Source organism: Pandoraea faecigallinarum, from assembly GCF_001029105.3.
In the GTDB taxonomy this organism is placed as follows: domain Bacteria; phylum Pseudomonadota; class Gammaproteobacteria; order Burkholderiales; family Burkholderiaceae; genus Pandoraea; species Pandoraea faecigallinarum.
Genome location: NZ_CP011807.3, coordinates 291046 through 305577, shown reverse-complemented (window position 1 = coordinate 305577; position 14532 = coordinate 291046). Strand labels below are relative to the sequence as shown.

15 protein-coding genes and 1 pseudogene are annotated in these 14532 nt (G+C 64.6%); 10 read left to right on the top strand and 6 right to left on the bottom strand.

The window, feature by feature from the left end:
- Nucleotides 1-7 precede the first annotated feature (7 nt).
- The 10 genes and pseudogenes from AB870_RS01340 to ureG all read left to right on the top strand — a co-directional run bounded on the left by AB870_RS01340 (nucleotide 8) and on the right by ureG (nucleotide 7645).
- Nucleotides 8-694, top strand: coding sequence for an amino acid ABC transporter permease (locus tag AB870_RS01340; protein WP_047906630.1), 687 nt, complete (start codon nucleotides 8-10; stop codon nucleotides 692-694).
- On the top strand, nucleotides 691-1341 hold the full coding sequence (locus AB870_RS01335) for an amino acid ABC transporter permease (protein WP_047906629.1): 651 nt from the start codon (nucleotides 691-693) through the stop codon (nucleotides 1339-1341). The genes AB870_RS01340 and AB870_RS01335 overlap by 4 nt, the downstream gene beginning before the upstream one ends.
- A complete protein-coding gene (locus AB870_RS01330; RefSeq protein ID WP_047906628.1) occupies nucleotides 1328-2050 on the top strand; it encodes an amino acid ABC transporter ATP-binding protein in 723 nt (240 codons plus the stop codon). Before AB870_RS01335 ends, AB870_RS01330 begins: the two co-directional genes overlap by 14 nt.
- Nucleotides 2051-2266: 216 nt before the next feature.
- Nucleotides 2267-2569: an urease subunit gamma gene (gene ureA, locus AB870_RS01325; RefSeq protein WP_047906627.1), complete on the top strand. Its 303-nt coding sequence runs from the start codon at nucleotides 2267-2269 to the stop codon at nucleotides 2567-2569.
- A gap of 186 nt (nucleotides 2570-2755) precedes the next feature.
- Nucleotides 2756-3355 carry a HupE/UreJ family protein gene (locus AB870_RS01320; protein ID WP_047906626.1) on the top strand — a complete coding sequence of 200 codons (600 nt, stop codon included), beginning with the start codon at nucleotides 2756-2758 and terminating at the stop codon, nucleotides 3353-3355.
- 47 nt (nucleotides 3356-3402) lie between these two features.
- The gene (locus AB870_RS01315; RefSeq protein ID WP_047906625.1) at nucleotides 3403-3708 is read left to right on the top strand and encodes an urease subunit beta; all 306 of its coding nucleotides are present in this window, start codon (nucleotides 3403-3405) and stop codon (nucleotides 3706-3708) included.
- Nucleotides 3705-5405: an urease subunit alpha gene (ureC, locus tag AB870_RS01310; RefSeq protein WP_047906624.1), complete on the top strand. Its 1701-nt coding sequence runs from the start codon at nucleotides 3705-3707 to the stop codon at nucleotides 5403-5405. The genes AB870_RS01315 and ureC overlap by 4 nt, the downstream gene beginning before the upstream one ends.
- A gap of 80 nt (nucleotides 5406-5485) precedes the next feature.
- A pseudogene (gene ureE / locus AB870_RS01305) lies at nucleotides 5486-6082 on the top strand (urease accessory protein UreE); the annotation flags it as partial.
- A 133-nt stretch (nucleotides 6083-6215) separates the two neighbouring features.
- A complete protein-coding gene (locus AB870_RS01300; RefSeq protein ID WP_047906623.1) occupies nucleotides 6216-6941 on the top strand; it encodes an urease accessory protein UreF in 726 nt (241 codons plus the stop codon).
- Between the two features lie 65 nt (nucleotides 6942-7006).
- A complete protein-coding gene (gene ureG / locus AB870_RS01295) occupies nucleotides 7007-7645 on the top strand; it encodes an urease accessory protein UreG (RefSeq protein ID WP_047906622.1) in 639 nt (212 codons plus the stop codon).
- Nucleotides 7646-7692: 47 nt separating this feature from the next.
- Here the strand turns inward: ureG and AB870_RS01290 are convergent, their stop codons facing one another.
- From AB870_RS01290 to AB870_RS01265, 6 genes are all read right to left on the bottom strand, one after another.
- Entirely contained in the window at nucleotides 7693-8640 is a 948-nt protein-coding gene (locus AB870_RS01290) for a TraB/GumN family protein (protein ID WP_335645726.1), read from the bottom strand.
- Between the two features lie 50 nt (nucleotides 8641-8690).
- Nucleotides 8691-9710 (bottom strand): peptide ABC transporter ATP-binding protein, encoded by a 1020-nt coding sequence (locus tag AB870_RS01285; protein ID WP_047906621.1) that lies wholly within the window; start codon nucleotides 9708-9710, stop codon nucleotides 8691-8693.
- A gap of 5 nt (nucleotides 9711-9715) precedes the next feature.
- Entirely contained in the window at nucleotides 9716-10735 is a 1020-nt protein-coding gene (locus AB870_RS01280; RefSeq protein WP_047906620.1) for an ABC transporter ATP-binding protein, read from the bottom strand.
- Entirely contained in the window at nucleotides 10732-11652 is a 921-nt protein-coding gene (locus AB870_RS01275; RefSeq protein ID WP_047908659.1) for an ABC transporter permease subunit, read from the bottom strand. Before AB870_RS01275 ends, AB870_RS01280 begins: the two co-directional genes overlap by 4 nt.
- Nucleotides 11653-11663: 11 nt before the next feature.
- On the bottom strand, nucleotides 11664-12668 hold the full coding sequence (locus AB870_RS01270; RefSeq protein WP_047906619.1) for an ABC transporter permease subunit: 1005 nt from the start codon (nucleotides 12666-12668) through the stop codon (nucleotides 11664-11666).
- Between the two features lie 215 nt (nucleotides 12669-12883).
- A complete protein-coding gene (locus AB870_RS01265) occupies nucleotides 12884-14524 on the bottom strand; it encodes an ABC transporter substrate-binding protein (RefSeq protein WP_047906618.1) in 1641 nt (546 codons plus the stop codon).
- Nucleotides 14525-14532 lie beyond the last annotated feature (8 nt).

Below are 14532 nucleotides of genomic sequence, written 5' to 3'. Positions count from 1 at the left end.
CCACCTCATGCATTACGCCCTCGACTTTGCCGATCTGCGGCAATACTTCATGCTGTTCGTGCGCGGCGCCGCGCTGACGATCGCGCTCACGGCCGCGTCCACGGTCATCGGCGTCGTCATCGGTGCGCTGTGCGCCATTGCGCGCGAAGCGGGTTCAAACGGGTTCCGGCTGTTTGCCGGACTCTACGTCGAGTGGATCCGCAACACGCCGTTCATCGTCCAGCTGTTTTTCATCTTCTTCGGCCTGCCCAGTCTCGGCATTCATATCGGCGAGACGAGCGCCGCCCTCATCGCCATGAGTCTGAACCTCGGCGCGTATGCAACGGAAATCGTGCGCGCCGGTATGCGCGCGGTGCCGCGCGGTTTATCGGAAGCCGGGCTGTCGCTCGCCATGACGCGCGCGCAAATCCTGCGCCACGTGGTCCTGCCGCAGGCGTTCGCCAAGGTGTTTCCCGCACTTGCCAGCCAGATCGTGATCGTGATGCTCGGTTCGGCCGTCGTCTCGCAAATTTCCGTGCCGGATCTCTCGTATGCCGCCAACTTCGTGCAGTCCCGCACGTTCCGCGCCTTTGAAAGCTATTTGATCGTCACCGCGCTGTATCTGTTACTCGCCATTGCGCTGCGCCGCGTGCTGATGCGTTGTGCCCAGCGTCTGTTTCGAGGCGTGGCAAAGGTCCGGGGAGGTGCGCGGTGACGGAGTTCTCACTGTGGGACATGCTGCGCGGCCTGGTGCTCGCCGGTCGCTGGACGCTCGTCCTCTCGCTCATCGCCTTCGTGTGCGGTGGGCTCGTCGCGCTCGTGCTGCTGGTGATCCGGGTCGGGCGGGTGCGATGGGCGGCGCGCGCCGTCGCGCTGTACATCGAGATCTTTCAGGGCACGCCGCTGCTCATGCAGTTGTTCCTGGTGTTTTTTGGACTGCCGTTGCTCGGCCTCGAAGTGTCGCCATGGGTCGCCGCCGCCGTGTGTCTCACGCTCTATACGAGCGCCTACCTGACGGAGATCTGGCGCGGCTGCGTCGACGCCATTCCGCATGGTCAATGGGAGGCCTCGTCGAGCCTCGCCATGGGCTACGTCGAACAACTGCGCCACGTGATCTTGCCGCAGGCGCTGCGCATCGCAATCGCGCCGACGGTCGGATTCTCGGTGCAGGTCGTCAAGAGCACGGCGCTCGCGTCGATCATCGGCTTCGACGAACTCACCAAGACCGGCACCATGCTGACCAACGCGACGTTCCAGCCCTTCACCGTCTACGGTCTCGTCGCCCTGCTCTACTTCGCCGCCTGCTATCCGCTTTCGCTGTGGGCGCGCCATCTCGAAAGGAAACTCCATGTCGCTAATTAAGGTCAGGGGCATGCAAAAGCGCTTCGGCGACAACCCCGTACTGCGAGGCATCGACATGGAAGTCGAGCGAGGTCAGGTCGTGTCGATCATCGGCAAGAGCGGGTCGGGAAAAAGTACGCTGCTTCGCACTCTGAACGGTCTCGAGCGTTTCGATGCCGGTAGCGTGGACGTGGATGGCGTGCTCGTCGGCGCACGCGACACCGATCTGCGCGCCCTGCGGCTGAAGGTCGGCATGGTGTTCCAGCAATACAACCTGTTTCCGCACCTGACGGCCGGCGAGAACGTGATGCTCGCGCAGAAGGTCGTGAAAAAGGCATCCAGGGCCGACGCGCGCGACGTCGCCCGCACAATGCTCGCCAAGGTCGGTCTGGCCGACAAGTTCGACAGCTACCCGTCGCAACTCTCCGGCGGCCAGCAGCAGCGTGTGGCGATTGCCCGCTCGCTGGCGATGCACCCGGCGGTGCTGCTATGCGACGAGATTACATCCGCGCTCGACCCCGAACTGGTGGCGGAAGTCCTCAAGGTACTCGAAGATCTCGCCGCCGAGGGCATGACGCTCATTCTCGTCACGCACGAGATGCGTTTTGCACGCCATGTGTCGGATCGCGTGGTCTTCATGCACGAGGGGAGGATCTGGGAATCCGGTGAGCCGGAACGGCTTTTCACGCAACCGTCAACACCGGAATTGCAGCGCTTCATCTGTCAGTGAAAGGCGCCCGATGGCGACGCCCGGCCGCAATGTTTCGCCTGTCGAAATGCCATGATCATCCGGCGAAAACCGGCATTCCGGCATTTACGCATGCTTTTTGGTGCGCAGCACGCCACTTGTATAAATCGCAGTGGCGTGGCGTTGGCACCGTGCTTATGATCTACGGTAGCGACTTGCTGCCCATGAACCTTTGGCATAGAAAACTCGACCGTCACGATGAAGCTCACTCCGCGCGAAAAAGACAAGTTGCTCATCTTCACCGCCGCCCTGCTCGCCGAACGGCGTCGCGCGCGCGGACTGAAACTGAACTATCCGGAAGCCGTGGCCTTCATCAGCGCCGCGCTCATGGAGGCGGCGCGCGACGGGCGTACCGTTGCCGAGCTGATGCACTACGGCACGACGCTGCTCACGCGTGACGACGTGATGGATGGCGTGCCCGAAATGATCCCGGACATTCAGGTCGAAGCCACCTTCCCGGACGGCACCAAGCTCGTCACGGTGCATCACCCGATTCCCTGAATGTCATGCCGTGGCCCGATCTCTCCCGATCTCGCCGCCCCGTGCGATTCGACGACAACGAAACCGTCATCACCCAGTAACCGATTGAGGATGCCCCCCATGCCCCGCCCCGAACACTTTCACGATTTGCGCGACACGACTGCCGTTCCTGTTTCCACGTCCCCTTCCGCTTCCGTCACGGCGTGCGTGGCGCACCGGCGCGCGGTGCGCGTGGCGACCGGTCTCGCCTTGCTTGCGTTGTCGGGCGCGGCGCTCGCGCACCCGGGACATCCGGGGCACGACGCAGCCAGCAGCTTCGCCGCGGGTTTGCTGCACCCGCTAAGCGGCGCGGACCATCTGTGCGCGATGATCGTCGTGGGGCTGTGGAGTTCGCTGACTTCGAAGCGCGTGTGGGCCGCGCCGCTCGCCTTCGTGGCGATGCTCGCCGCTGGCGGTCTGCTCGGCATGACGCATTGGGTCGCGCTGCCGGGCGTGGAGCCCATGATCGCCGTCTCGCTTCTGGTGCTCGGCCTGATGCTCGCCACGCGCGCGCGGTTGCCCGCCTGGGCCGGTGCCGTGACCGTCGGGGCATTTGCCGTATTCCACGGGTTCGCGCACGGCGCAGAGTTGCCCGGCGAGGCGAGCGCCATGCACTACATGCTCGGCTTCCTGGTCGCGACCGGCATGCTGCATTGCCTCGGCATCGCGGCGGGCGTGGCGCTGCGCCACCGCACCGTCTGGATGCCGCGCCTGCTTGGCGCCGGTGTGCTGGCTTACGGTGCGACGTTGCTCGCTGCGGCGGCCTGATCCCGTCGCGCCCCGGTTCCCGACACCCTCACATCCCGGAGACGGCCATGATTCCCGGAGAACTGTTGCCCGCCGATGGCGACCTCACGCTCAACGAGGGGCGCGAAACCCTCAGTGTGACAGTCGCGAATACCGGCGACCGTCCGATTCAGGTCGGCTCGCATTTCCACTTCCATGAAGTCAACGATGCACTGCAATTCGACCGCGAAGCCACGCGCGGCTTCCGCCTGAACATTGCGGCCGGGACTGCCGTTCGCTTCGAACCGGGGCAGCAACGCACGGTCGAGCTGGTGGCGCTCGCGGGCGAGCGCCGCGTCTATGGTTTCGCCGGTCGCGTCATGGGGGCGCTATGAAAATATCTCGCCGCGCGTATGCGGAAATGTTCGGCCCGACCACGGGCGACCGGCTGCGTCTGGCCGATACGGAACTCATCGTCGAGATCGAACGCGATTACACGATCTATGGCGAGGAAGTGAAGTTCGGCGGCGGCAAGGTGATTCGCGACGGCATGGGGCAGTCGCAACGCACGCGCGCCGACGTGGTCGACACCGTCATCACGAACGCCGTCATCATCGATCACTGGGGCATCGTCAAAGCGGACATCGGATTGAAAGACGGCCGCATCTGGGGTATCGGCAAGGCGGGCAATCCGGACATCCAGCCCGGCGTGACGATTCCGCTGGGCGGTGCGACGGAGGTCATCGCCGGTGAGGGCATGATCGTCACGGCAGGCGGCATCGATTCGCACATCCATTTCATCTGCCCGCAGCAAATCGAGGAGGCGCTGTCGTCCGGCGTCACGACATTGCTCGGCGGTGGTACGGGTCCGGCCACCGGCACCAATGCGACGACCTGCACGCCGGGGCCGTGGCACATGGAGCGCATGCTCCAGGCTGCCGACGGCTGGCCCATCAATCTCGGGTTCCTCGGCAAAGGCAACGTCAGCCAGCCCGCACCGTTGATGGAGCAGATCGACGCTGGCGCCATCGGGTTGAAGCTGCATGAGGACTGGGGCTCGACACCGGCGGCAATCGACGCCTGCCTGTCCGTCGCCGATGCCACCGACACACAGGTCGCGATTCACACGGACACGCTCAACGAAGGCGGCTTCGTCGAAGCGACGGTTGCCGCGATCAAGGGCCGCACGATTCACACGTATCACACAGAGGGCGCCGGCGGCGGTCACGCGCCGGACATCCTCAAAGTGTGCGGCGAGCCGAATGTACTGCCGTCGTCCACCAATCCGACACGCCCCTACACCATCAACACGCTCGACGAACACCTCGACATGCTGATGGTCTGCCATCACCTCGATCCGGCCATCGCGGAAGACATCGCGTTCGCCGAATCGCGCATACGCCGCGAGACGATTGCCGCCGAGGACATTCTGCACGACCTCGGTGCGCTTTCGATGATTTCGTCGGATTCACAGGCGATGGGGCGCGTGGGCGAGGTGATCATGCGCACGTGGCAGACAGCGCACAAGATGAAGGTGCAGCGCGGCGCGCTCGGTATCGATTCGTCGCAGTCGGACAATTTCCGCGTCAGGCGTTACGTGGCGAAGTACACGATCAACCCGGCGATCACGCATGGCATGGCGCATGAGGTCGGCTCGGTCGAAGTGGGCAAGTGGGCGGATCTGGTGCTGTGGGAGCCTGCATTCTTTGGTGTGAAGCCCTCCCTGATTCTCAAGGGCGGCATGATTACGTCGGCACTGATGGGCGACCCGAACGCGTCGATCCCGACGCCGCAACCGGTGCACTACCGCGAGATGTTCGGCGCGCGTGCCGGGGCGCTGGCACGCACCTCGCTGACGTTCGTATCGCAAGCGGCGTACGATGGCGACGTGGCCGGCCGTTTCGGGCTGTCCAAGCGCATCGTGCCGGTGCGCAATATCCGGCAGGTGACCAAAGCCAACATGATCCACAACGACTGGCTGCCGCAGATCAGCGTCGATCCCGAGACCTATCAGGTCATCGCAGACGGTCAACTGCTGACGTGCGAGCCGGCGACCGTGCTGCCGATGGCGCAACGCTATTTTCTTTTCTGACCATGTCACAAGACTCCGACTCGCCCGCTCAGGCGGATATCCGGCCGGGCGCCTCATCGACCGCAACCTCGGCAGCCGCCCTGCGCCGCGTCGAGAAGCGCTTCGAAGCGGGACGCATCGCCGCCTCGCTCGCCCGCCGCGCCCCGGCGCTCGTGCTGCCGTTCGACGCCCGCAGCAAGAGCCGGCTTCGCGCGACGCTGGAAACCGGCGAGGACGTCGCCCTGTTTCTGCCACGCGGCACGGTGCTGCGCGGTGGTGACGTGCTGGTCGCGGACGACGGGGGTTTCATCCGCGTCGAGGCGGCGGCGCAGACGGTGCTGCTCGTCACCGCGGGCACCGCGCTCGCGCTCATGCGCGCGGCGTACCACCTTGGTAATCGTCATACGCCGGTGGAAGTGGGCGACGGTTATCTGAAGCTCGAATACGACCCGGTGCTGCGCGACATGTTGTTGCGTCTGGATGTCGATGTCGCCGAGGCGCTGATGCCCTTCGAGCCGGAAGCCGGCGCCTATGGCGGCGGCCATAAGCACGGCCACGATGCGACGTTCGCCGAAGACTTCGCCCTCGCGCAGCAGGTGTTTCATGAGCATCACGGGCATGCGCACGATCACGATCATGAGCCCGGGCACGTGCACGGCCCGGGATGCGGCCACGGCCACGCTCACGGTAGCGCTCACGTGCACGGCCCGGGCTGCGGTCACGATCACGGACACGGCCGTCCGCACGGTGATGAGGGCGCTCACGTGCATGCACCCGGCTGCGCGCACGACCCTGCTCCCGACGCCGAATCCACTTTCGTGAGTCCGCCCGATGACGGCAAGTCTGGCCAGCCCTCTCACTGAGCCGGTTGCTGCGGCCTCGTTGCAGTCGCTCGCGGCGCTGTTGCACCTTGCGTCGCCCGCACTGCCCATCGGCGCGTTCAGTTATTCGCAGGGGCTCGAAGCCGCTGTCGAGCACGGGATGATTCACGACGCCCCCAGCGCCGGGCAATGGATCGCCAGCCAACTCGACGGCGTGTTCACGACAGGCGAGATGGCGTTGCTGGCACGCCAGTGGCGTCACTGGCAGGCGCGGGACATGGCGTCGCTCAGGCAAGTCAACGACTGGTTGCTCGCAACACGCGAGGCCGCGGAGCTTCGCGCCGAAACCGAACAGATGGGATGGTCGCTCACGCAACTGGCGATGTCGCTCGAATGGGGCGACGCAGGGCAGCGCGAGCATCTCTCGGCGATCAGGCCCATTGCCTTGCCGACGGCCTTCGCGTTCGCAGCGCTCGCACATGGCGCGCCGCTGGTCGATACACTCGTCGCCTACGCATTCAGCTGGCTGGAGAATCAGGTCGCCGGTGCGCTCAAGGCGGTGCCGTTAGGACAGCTGGCGGCGCAACGCGTGATCGTCGCGCTGCGGCCTCGCGTGGTCGACGCCGCCCATCGCGCGGCCTCTTTGCCGGACACGCAGATCAACACCTTTTCCCCGGCGCTCGCCATCCTGGCGTCGCGTCACGAGACTCAGTACTCACGGCTGTTCCGTTCTTGAGGCGTCTGGCTTCGCGTCTGTTCGCTTCTTCTTATCGCCAGTTCACCGTCACCACGACATTCACCATGACGACATCTGCCAACGCCCGACGTACCAAGAAGACTCCCCCGCTGCGTGTCGGTATCGGAGGCCCGGTCGGCTCCGGCAAGACCACGCTGACCGAGATGCTCTGCAAGGCCATGCGCGAGCGTTACGACCTCGTCGTCATTACCAACGACATCTACACGAAGGAAGACCAGCGCCTGCTCACGGTGGCCGGCGCACTGGCGCCGGAACGCATTCTCGGGGTCGAGACGGGCGGCTGTCCGCACACGGCGATTCGCGAAGACGCGTCGATCAACCTCGAAGCCGTGGAACGTATGCTGGATCGATTCCCGGATGCGGACGTGGTCTTCATCGAGTCGGGCGGCGACAACCTGGCGGCCACGTTCAGTCCCGAGCTGTCCGATCTGACGATTTACGTGATCGATGTCGCCGGCGGAGAGAAAATCCCGCGCAAGGGCGGCCCGGGCATCACCAAGTCGGACCTGCTCGTGATCAACAAGACCGATCTCGCGCCTTATGTCGGCGCATCGCTCGACATCATGCGCTCCGACACGCAGAAAATGCGCGGCATGCGTCCGTTCGTGATGGGGAACATGAAGGAAGGCAAAGGCCTGCAGGAAATCATCGGCTTCATCGAAGCGCGCGGCATGTTGGCATGAGGTCATGCGGGGCCGCCGGCGCCCCGCCATGCCGCGATCGCACCACGTCAGCGCTGCGTGACCGAAAACCCGTGTTCCCGCAGCAGTTGCAGTATCCCGTGCGGGCCACCGAGGTGCAGAGTGCCGACGGCAACGAAGACCGGTTTGCCCGGGTCTGCCAGGAACAGCATGCGCGCCAGGAAACGGCGGTTGCGCGAATAAAGAATGCGCTCGTCGATGGCGTCTGCCAGTGCCACGTTACGACGCACCTGTGCCGCCTTGGCCTGCGACCAGTCGAACACCAGATCGGCATCGCCCGCACGCCACAAGCGGTGCAATTCTTCGACCTGCGCCGTTGCCTTCTTCGGCGTGAGCACCAGTTCCTGCGCGAGCAATTCGTTTTGCTGCGCGCCCGTCAGGCCGGTGAACGCGTCCATCTGCTCGGCGAGCGATTCGAGACCGACGATGCGCCCGCGATAGATGTTCTCCAACTGATTTTCCGTACCGTACTCCGTTTGCAGGTCGGCGCCCATCGAGTCCAGTGTCTCGACGAGCAGCGCCGCCAGCCACGGCCGCATATGGCGGATCTCCGAGAGCATCGCCGGATTGCCCTTGAGACGGTCGCGCAACTTGCGCCACAGCGGCGCGGGAATCAGCCTCGGCAGACACGCGCGAGTGCACATGCCGTACTTCTGCACGTCGTCCTGCGACATGGTCAGATCGTCGGGCGACAACTCGAATGCCACCACCTTCGACACGCGCAACGCATCGACCACGACTTTACGGAACGGATAGTCGTCGGGCTTGCCGACGTGCAGGGTACCCATCACGTAGATGGTCATGTCGCCCTTGCGGGCTTCGTAGAACGGGAGATTGGCGCCAGGCGGCGGTTCGCCCGGCTCCGGTACCACCAGCGGGAATGTTCGCGGCGCCACCGCGCGCGGGGCGGCAGTCGTCGCCGCGTCCAGCGTGATGGCAAGCGTCATCAGCAAGCAGCCCAGCAGCCAGCCGGTCAAAGCAACGCCCCGGCGAACATGCGTCGCGCGTGGTGGTCCACCCAATCTCGTTATCCCTCTATGTCTTCGACCCGATGGCACGCCACCAGACGTCCCTCGATCTCGCGCAATTGCGGCACTTCCCCACGGCAACGGTCGACGGCATACGGGCAGCGCGGCGCAAACGCACACCCGGGCGGCGGACGCAGCGGCGAAGGCAACTCGCCGATCAGCGCAATCTTCACGCGCCGCTCGGACGCCTTGATCGCCGGCGTCGCCGACATCAACGCCCTGGTGTACGGGTGCAGCGGCTTGCCGAACACGGCGGCCTTGGGACCGTGTTCGACCGCGCGGCCGAGATACATCACCATGACGTCGTCGGCCACATGCTCGACCACCGCGAGATTATGCGACACGAATACGTAACTCGTCGCGTACCGGTCCTGCAAATCCATGAAAAGATTCAGGATCTGTGCCTGAATTGAGACATCCAGGGCCGAAACCGGCTCGTCCGCCACGACGATGGCCGGCGACAGGATCATCGCCCGGGCAATCGCCACCCGCTGGCGCTGCCCGCCGGAGAACATGTGCGGATACCGCGCCACATGTTCGGGACGCAGCCCGACCGTGCGCATCATGTCAGCGATCTTCTCGCCCCGCTCGGCCCGGCCGAGCGGCGTGTTGATGGCCAGCGGCTCGTCCAGCGCCTGTCCCACGGTCTTGCGCGGGTTGAGCGACGCGTACGGGTTCTGGAACACCATCTGGATACGCGTACGCAGCGGCGCCAGCTCGCCCGCCGACGCCGCCGTGGTCTCGGTCGCGTCGACGAAGAGTCTGCCGGACGTCGGCGCCTCGATCAACGTCAGCACCCGCGCCAGCGTCGATTTGCCGCACCCCGACTCGCCCACCACCGCCAGCGTTCGCCCAGCCTTCAGCTCGAACGACACGCCGTTTAGCGCCTTGACACTCGCCTGCCCCCGCAGCAACCCCCGATTGACCGTATAAAAACGCGTCAGCGCCTGGGCGGACAAGACCACACGCCCCTCGGAAGCGCTCGCCTGCGGGGTCGCCGGAGGCGTCGCGAAAACCATTTCACTCATTGCGCACCTCCCATCGACTGTCCGCCCGGCGACACGGCCGCCGCCGCGTCATGCGGCAGCGGCTTGAAACACCGTACCCGGGGCGAACCCACGGCGCCCGGCCCGGCATAGGGGGTCAGCGCGGGCTGCACCGCCCGGCAATGGTCGTCGGCATAAGGACAGCGCGGCGAAAGCAGACAGCCCGCCGGACGGTCGTCACGCCCAGGCACCACGCCCGGCAGAGTACGCAGTCGGCGTACGCCGCGGTTATGTTCCGGAATCGCGGAAAGCAGAGCTTCGGTGTAGGGATGATGCGGCGCGTCGAACAGCGCCGGCACCTGCTGGACTTCGATCACCTGCCCCGCGTACATCACGGCGACCTTGTGCGCGACTTCGGCCACGACCGCGAGATCGTGGGAAATCAGCACGAGCGACATGCCGTAGTCCTTTTGCAGTTGCAGCAGCAGCGCCATGATCTGTGCCTGAATGGTGACGTCGAGCGCCGTGGTCGGCTCATCCGCAATCAGCAGCTTGGGGCGGCAGGCAATCGCCATCGCGATCATCACGCGCTGATTCATCCCGCCCGAGAGCTGATGCGGATAGGCGCCCAGACGGTTCGCGGCATCGGGAATCTCGACCTGCTCCAGCAACTCGACGATGCGATCGCGCAGCGCACGTCCACGCAAGCCCATGTGGCGTCGCAACACCTCGCCGATCTGATAGCCGATGGTGTAACTCGGGTTCAGGCTGGTGAGGGCGTCCTGAAATATCATCGAGACGTCGCGACCGACGATGTTGCGGCGCTCGCGCTTCGAGGCGTTCAGGAGGTCCCGGCCGTCGAAGCGGACTTCATCGGCCGTCACGCGACCGGGTGCATCGATGAGCCCCATGAGCGCGAGCATCGTCACGCTCTTGCCGGAGCCGGATTCGCCGACCACGCCGAGAATCTCGCCCTGGCCGACGTCGAGGTCGATGGCGTCGACAGCGCGTGCGCCGTCGAAATCGACCGATAGATTTCGAATGGAGAGCAGACTCATGCGATTCGTTTCAGTTTGGGGTCCAGAGCATCGCGCAGGCCATCGCCGACCAGATTGATGGCAAGAACCGAGATGACGATCGCAAGTCCCGGCAGCGTCACGATCCACCAGGCACTTTCCATGTAGTCGCGCGCGGACGCGAGCATCGAGCCCCACTCCGCGAGCGGCGGCTGCACGCCGAGGCCGAGAAACCCCAGCGCCGCCGCGTCGAGAATGGCCACCGAGAAACTCAACGTGGCCTGCACGATGAGCGGCGCCGCACAGTTCGGCAGCACCGTCGAGAACATCAGTCGCAGCGTACCGGCCCCTGCCATGCGCGAGGCAACGACGTACTCGCGCTGCAACTCGCCGATGGCGGCCGCACGCGTGAGGCGCACATACGCGGGCAAGGTCACGATCGCGATGGCGATGGTCGTGTTCGCCAGACCCGGGCCGATCACGGCCACCACGGCCACTGCCAGCAACAGCGACGGCAGCGCCATCATCATGTCCATCAGGCGCATGATCGGCGTGTCGAGCCAACGGGGGAAAAATGCGGCGAGCAGTCCGAGCAGAATGCCCGGAATCAGCGAAAGCACCACCGACGACAGGCCGATCCAGAACGACAAACGCGCCCCGTAGATCAGCCGCGAGAGAATGTCGCGCCCGGCCTCGTCGGTACCGAGCAGGAACCTGGCATTGCCGCCGTCGAACCACGCGGGCGGAATCTTCACGAAATCGCGATATTGCTCGATGGGACTGTGCGGCGCGATCAGCGGCGCGAAAATCGCCGTCGCGAACATCAGCAGCAGGACGATGGCCGCCGCGGTGGCGCCGCGGTTGGCGGTGAAGCTGCGCAGGAACTCCCGGATCAGACGCCCACCAGGCGTCGCCGTCACAGCGGCGGGAGGTGGCAGCGTGGCAGGCATGTGACTCATCATTGACCTCCTCAGTGCCGGATGCGCGGATTGACGACGCCATAGAGCACGTCGACCAGCAGGTTGACCAGAATCACGCCCGTCGCAATGAGCAGAATGCCGCCCTGCACCACCGGATAGTCGCGTCGCAAAATGGCATCGATCAGCCATTTGCCGATGCCAGGCCAGGAGAATACGTTTTCGGTCAGCACGGCGCCAGCGAGCAGCGTGCCGACTTGCAGCCCGATGACCGTGATGACGGGGATCATCGCGTTGCGCAGAGCATGCACGACGATCACGCGCCACGGCGACAGGCCTTTTGCGCGCGCCGTGCGAATGTAGTCCTCGCGCAGCACTTCGAGCATGGCCGAGCGCGTCATGCGCGCAATCACCGCGAGCGGCACCGTGCCAAGCACGATGGTCGGCAGAATCAGGTGGCTCACAGCCGACGCGAATGCCCCTTCGTCACCCGAGAGCAGCGTGTCGACAAGCATGAAACCCGTGACGTTCGGCACGTCGTACTCCACGCCGATGCGCCCTGACACGGGCGTCCATTGCAGGTCGACGGAGAACAGCATGATGAGCAGCAGCCCCCACCAGAAAATCGGCATGGAGTAGCCGGTGAGCGCGGCGCCCATGGTGGTGTGGTCGAGCGCCCGTCCGCGCCGCAACGCCGCCGCCACCCCTGCCGGCAAGCCGACGATCAGCGCGAAGATCATCGCGCAAAGGGCAAGTTCGAGCGTGGCGGGAAAGCGGGCGAAAAACTCATGGAGCACGCCTTCGTTGGTCACGATGGAGCGCCCGAGGTCACCCTGCGCCGCGTGCTTGAGGTAGACGAAATACTGCGTGGTGAGCGGCTGATCGAGTCCCAGCCGCTTCATCGCTTCGGCGTGCATGACGGGATCGAGATTTCGCTCGCCCACCAGCACTTCGATCGGATCGCCGGGAATAAGGTGAATGAGCGCGAATGCGAGGATAGTGATGCCGATGAACGTCGGGATCACCATGCCCAGTCGTCTCAGGACGAATCTCAGCATAGGAAGGTTCCGTGGGGGCTTCGCGCGCCGCACGCCCCCGGCAGGGACGCGCAGCGCTTTGCCGCGTTAGTCGATCCGGCCGGTCGTGAACAGCGTGCCGACCCATTGCTGCGAACTGGCCCGGGCGCGGCGGCCGGGCCAGTCGCTTTCCTCTTGTTGCCACCGGTTCGGTACGCATCGATCCGGTGTGGTACCGCTTGTCCCGCTTGCCCGGCTTAATCCAGCGACACGCCGGCGAAGCTGTTACGGCTGAACGGGCTGAGCTTGAAACCCTTCACGTTCGTTGCCATCGGCTTATATTGCGTGGAGTGCGCAATCGGCGAGAACGGCAGTTGCTGCGCGAAGATCTCCTGCGCCTTCGTGTAGAGCCTGGTGCGCTCCTTCACGTCCGTGGTCTGACGCGCCTGCTTGATCAGGTCGTCGAACGGCTTGTCGCACCACTTCGAGAAGTTGTTGCCGTTCATCGAATCGCAGCCGAGCAGCACGCCGAGCCAGTTGTCCGGATCGCCATTGTCGCCGGTCCAGCCGATGAGCATGGCGTCATGCTCGCCCGCTTTCGCGCGCTTGATGTACTCGCCCCATTCGTAGGTAACGATATTCGCCTTCACGCCGATCTTCGCCCAGTCGGCCTGAATCATTTCCGCCATGAGCTTGCCGTTCGGGTTGTACGGACGTTGCACCGGCATGGCCCACAGCGTGATTTCGACACCCTTCACGCCCGCCTTGTCGAGCAGCGCCTTGGCCTTCTCGGGATCGTAGCCCGCCGACTTGATGTTCTTGTCGTAGGACCATTGCGTCGGCGGCATCGGCGCACCGTTCGACAGTTGACCTGCCGAGCCGTACACCGACTGAAGGATCGCCTTCTTGTTGATTGCCATGTCGAGCGCCTGACGCACTTCCGTGCGATCGAGCGGCGCTTTCTTGACGTTGTACGCCACGTAGCCGAGGTTGAAGCCGACCTGGTCCGGCATCTTCAGCTTCGATGTCTTGCCCTGCGCCTGAATGTCGGCCTTGAGCGCGTCGACATCCGCCGGACGCGGATACGTCATGACCTGACATTCGTTTCGCTTGAGCTTCTGAATACGCACATTGGCGTCCGTGGTGATGGCGAACACCAGCTTGCCCACCTTCGGCGGCAGGCTCGTATTCCAGTACTCCTTATTACCGTCCAGGCGCAGCGTGGCGTCTTTCGTGTAGCTGCGGAAGACGAACGGCCCGGTGCCGACCGGCTTGAGCGCGATGTCGCGCGGGTTGTTCGCCGCGAGCAGCTTGTCCGCGTATTCCTTCGAGAGAATCGACGCGAACGACATGGCGAGGTTCTGGATGAACGGCGCGTCGACCTTCTTCAGCACGAAGCGTACGGTGTACGGATCGACGATTTCGATTCGCTCGATGTCGGCTTGCAGGCCCATGTCCACGTAGTACGGGAATTCCGCCGGGTAAGCCTTGCGGAACGGCATTTCGCGATCGCCCATGCGCTCGAACGTAAACTTCACGTCTTCGGCGTTGAAATCACGGGTGGGCTTGAAGTATTCGGTCGTGTGGAACTTCACACCCTTGCGCAGGTGGAAGGTATAGATCTTGTTGTCCGGCGAGATCTCCCACTTCTCGGCCAGCGACGGCATGACGCCGGTCTCGCCCGGCACAAATGCGATGAGACGGTTATAGATGGCGTCGGCGGGATCGAAGTCGGTGCCGGTGGTGAGTTGCCCCGGATCGAAACCGGCAGGGCTGCCCTCGGAGCAGTACACGAGGGTGTTGTTCGGGAGCTCGACGGCTGCCGCGGGCGGGATCACTGCCGCGCCGGCAAGCACGGTTGCAGCCAAAAGCAAACGCAGGGTGTGGGTCTGTTTCATAGGCTCCT

Bases quoted from the DNA above. Each gene is read 5' to 3' on its own strand.
- AB870_RS01300 (WP_047906623.1), top strand. From the start codon at position 6,216: ATGACGGCAAGTCTGGCCAGCCCTCTCACTGAGCCGGTTGCTGCGGCC.
- AB870_RS01285 (WP_047906621.1), bottom strand. From the start codon at position 9,710: ATGGTTTTCGCGACGCCTCCGGCGACCCCGCAGGCGAGCGCTTCCGAG.
- AB870_RS01275 (WP_047908659.1), bottom strand. From the start codon at position 11,652: ATGAGTCACATGCCTGCCACGCTGCCACCTCCCGCCGCTGTGACGGCG.
- AB870_RS01280 (WP_047906620.1), bottom strand. From the start codon at position 10,735: ATGAGTCTGCTCTCCATTCGAAATCTATCGGTCGATTTCGACGGCGCA.
- AB870_RS01340 (WP_047906630.1), top strand. From the start codon at position 8: ATGCATTACGCCCTCGACTTTGCCGATCTGCGGCAATACTTCATGCTG.
- ureG (WP_047906622.1), top strand. From the start codon at position 7,007: ATGACGACATCTGCCAACGCCCGACGTACCAAGAAGACTCCCCCGCTG.
- AB870_RS01330 (WP_047906628.1), top strand. From the start codon at position 1,328: ATGTCGCTAATTAAGGTCAGGGGCATGCAAAAGCGCTTCGGCGACAAC.
- AB870_RS01270 (WP_047906619.1), bottom strand. From the start codon at position 12,668: ATGCTGAGATTCGTCCTGAGACGACTGGGCATGGTGATCCCGACGTTC.
- AB870_RS01265 (WP_047906618.1), bottom strand. From the start codon at position 14,524: ATGAAACAGACCCACACCCTGCGTTTGCTTTTGGCTGCAACCGTGCTT.
- ureA (WP_047906627.1), top strand. From the start codon at position 2,267: ATGAAGCTCACTCCGCGCGAAAAAGACAAGTTGCTCATCTTCACCGCC.
- ureC (WP_047906624.1), top strand. From the start codon at position 3,705: ATGAAAATATCTCGCCGCGCGTATGCGGAAATGTTCGGCCCGACCACG.
- AB870_RS01315 (WP_047906625.1), top strand. From the start codon at position 3,403: ATGATTCCCGGAGAACTGTTGCCCGCCGATGGCGACCTCACGCTCAAC.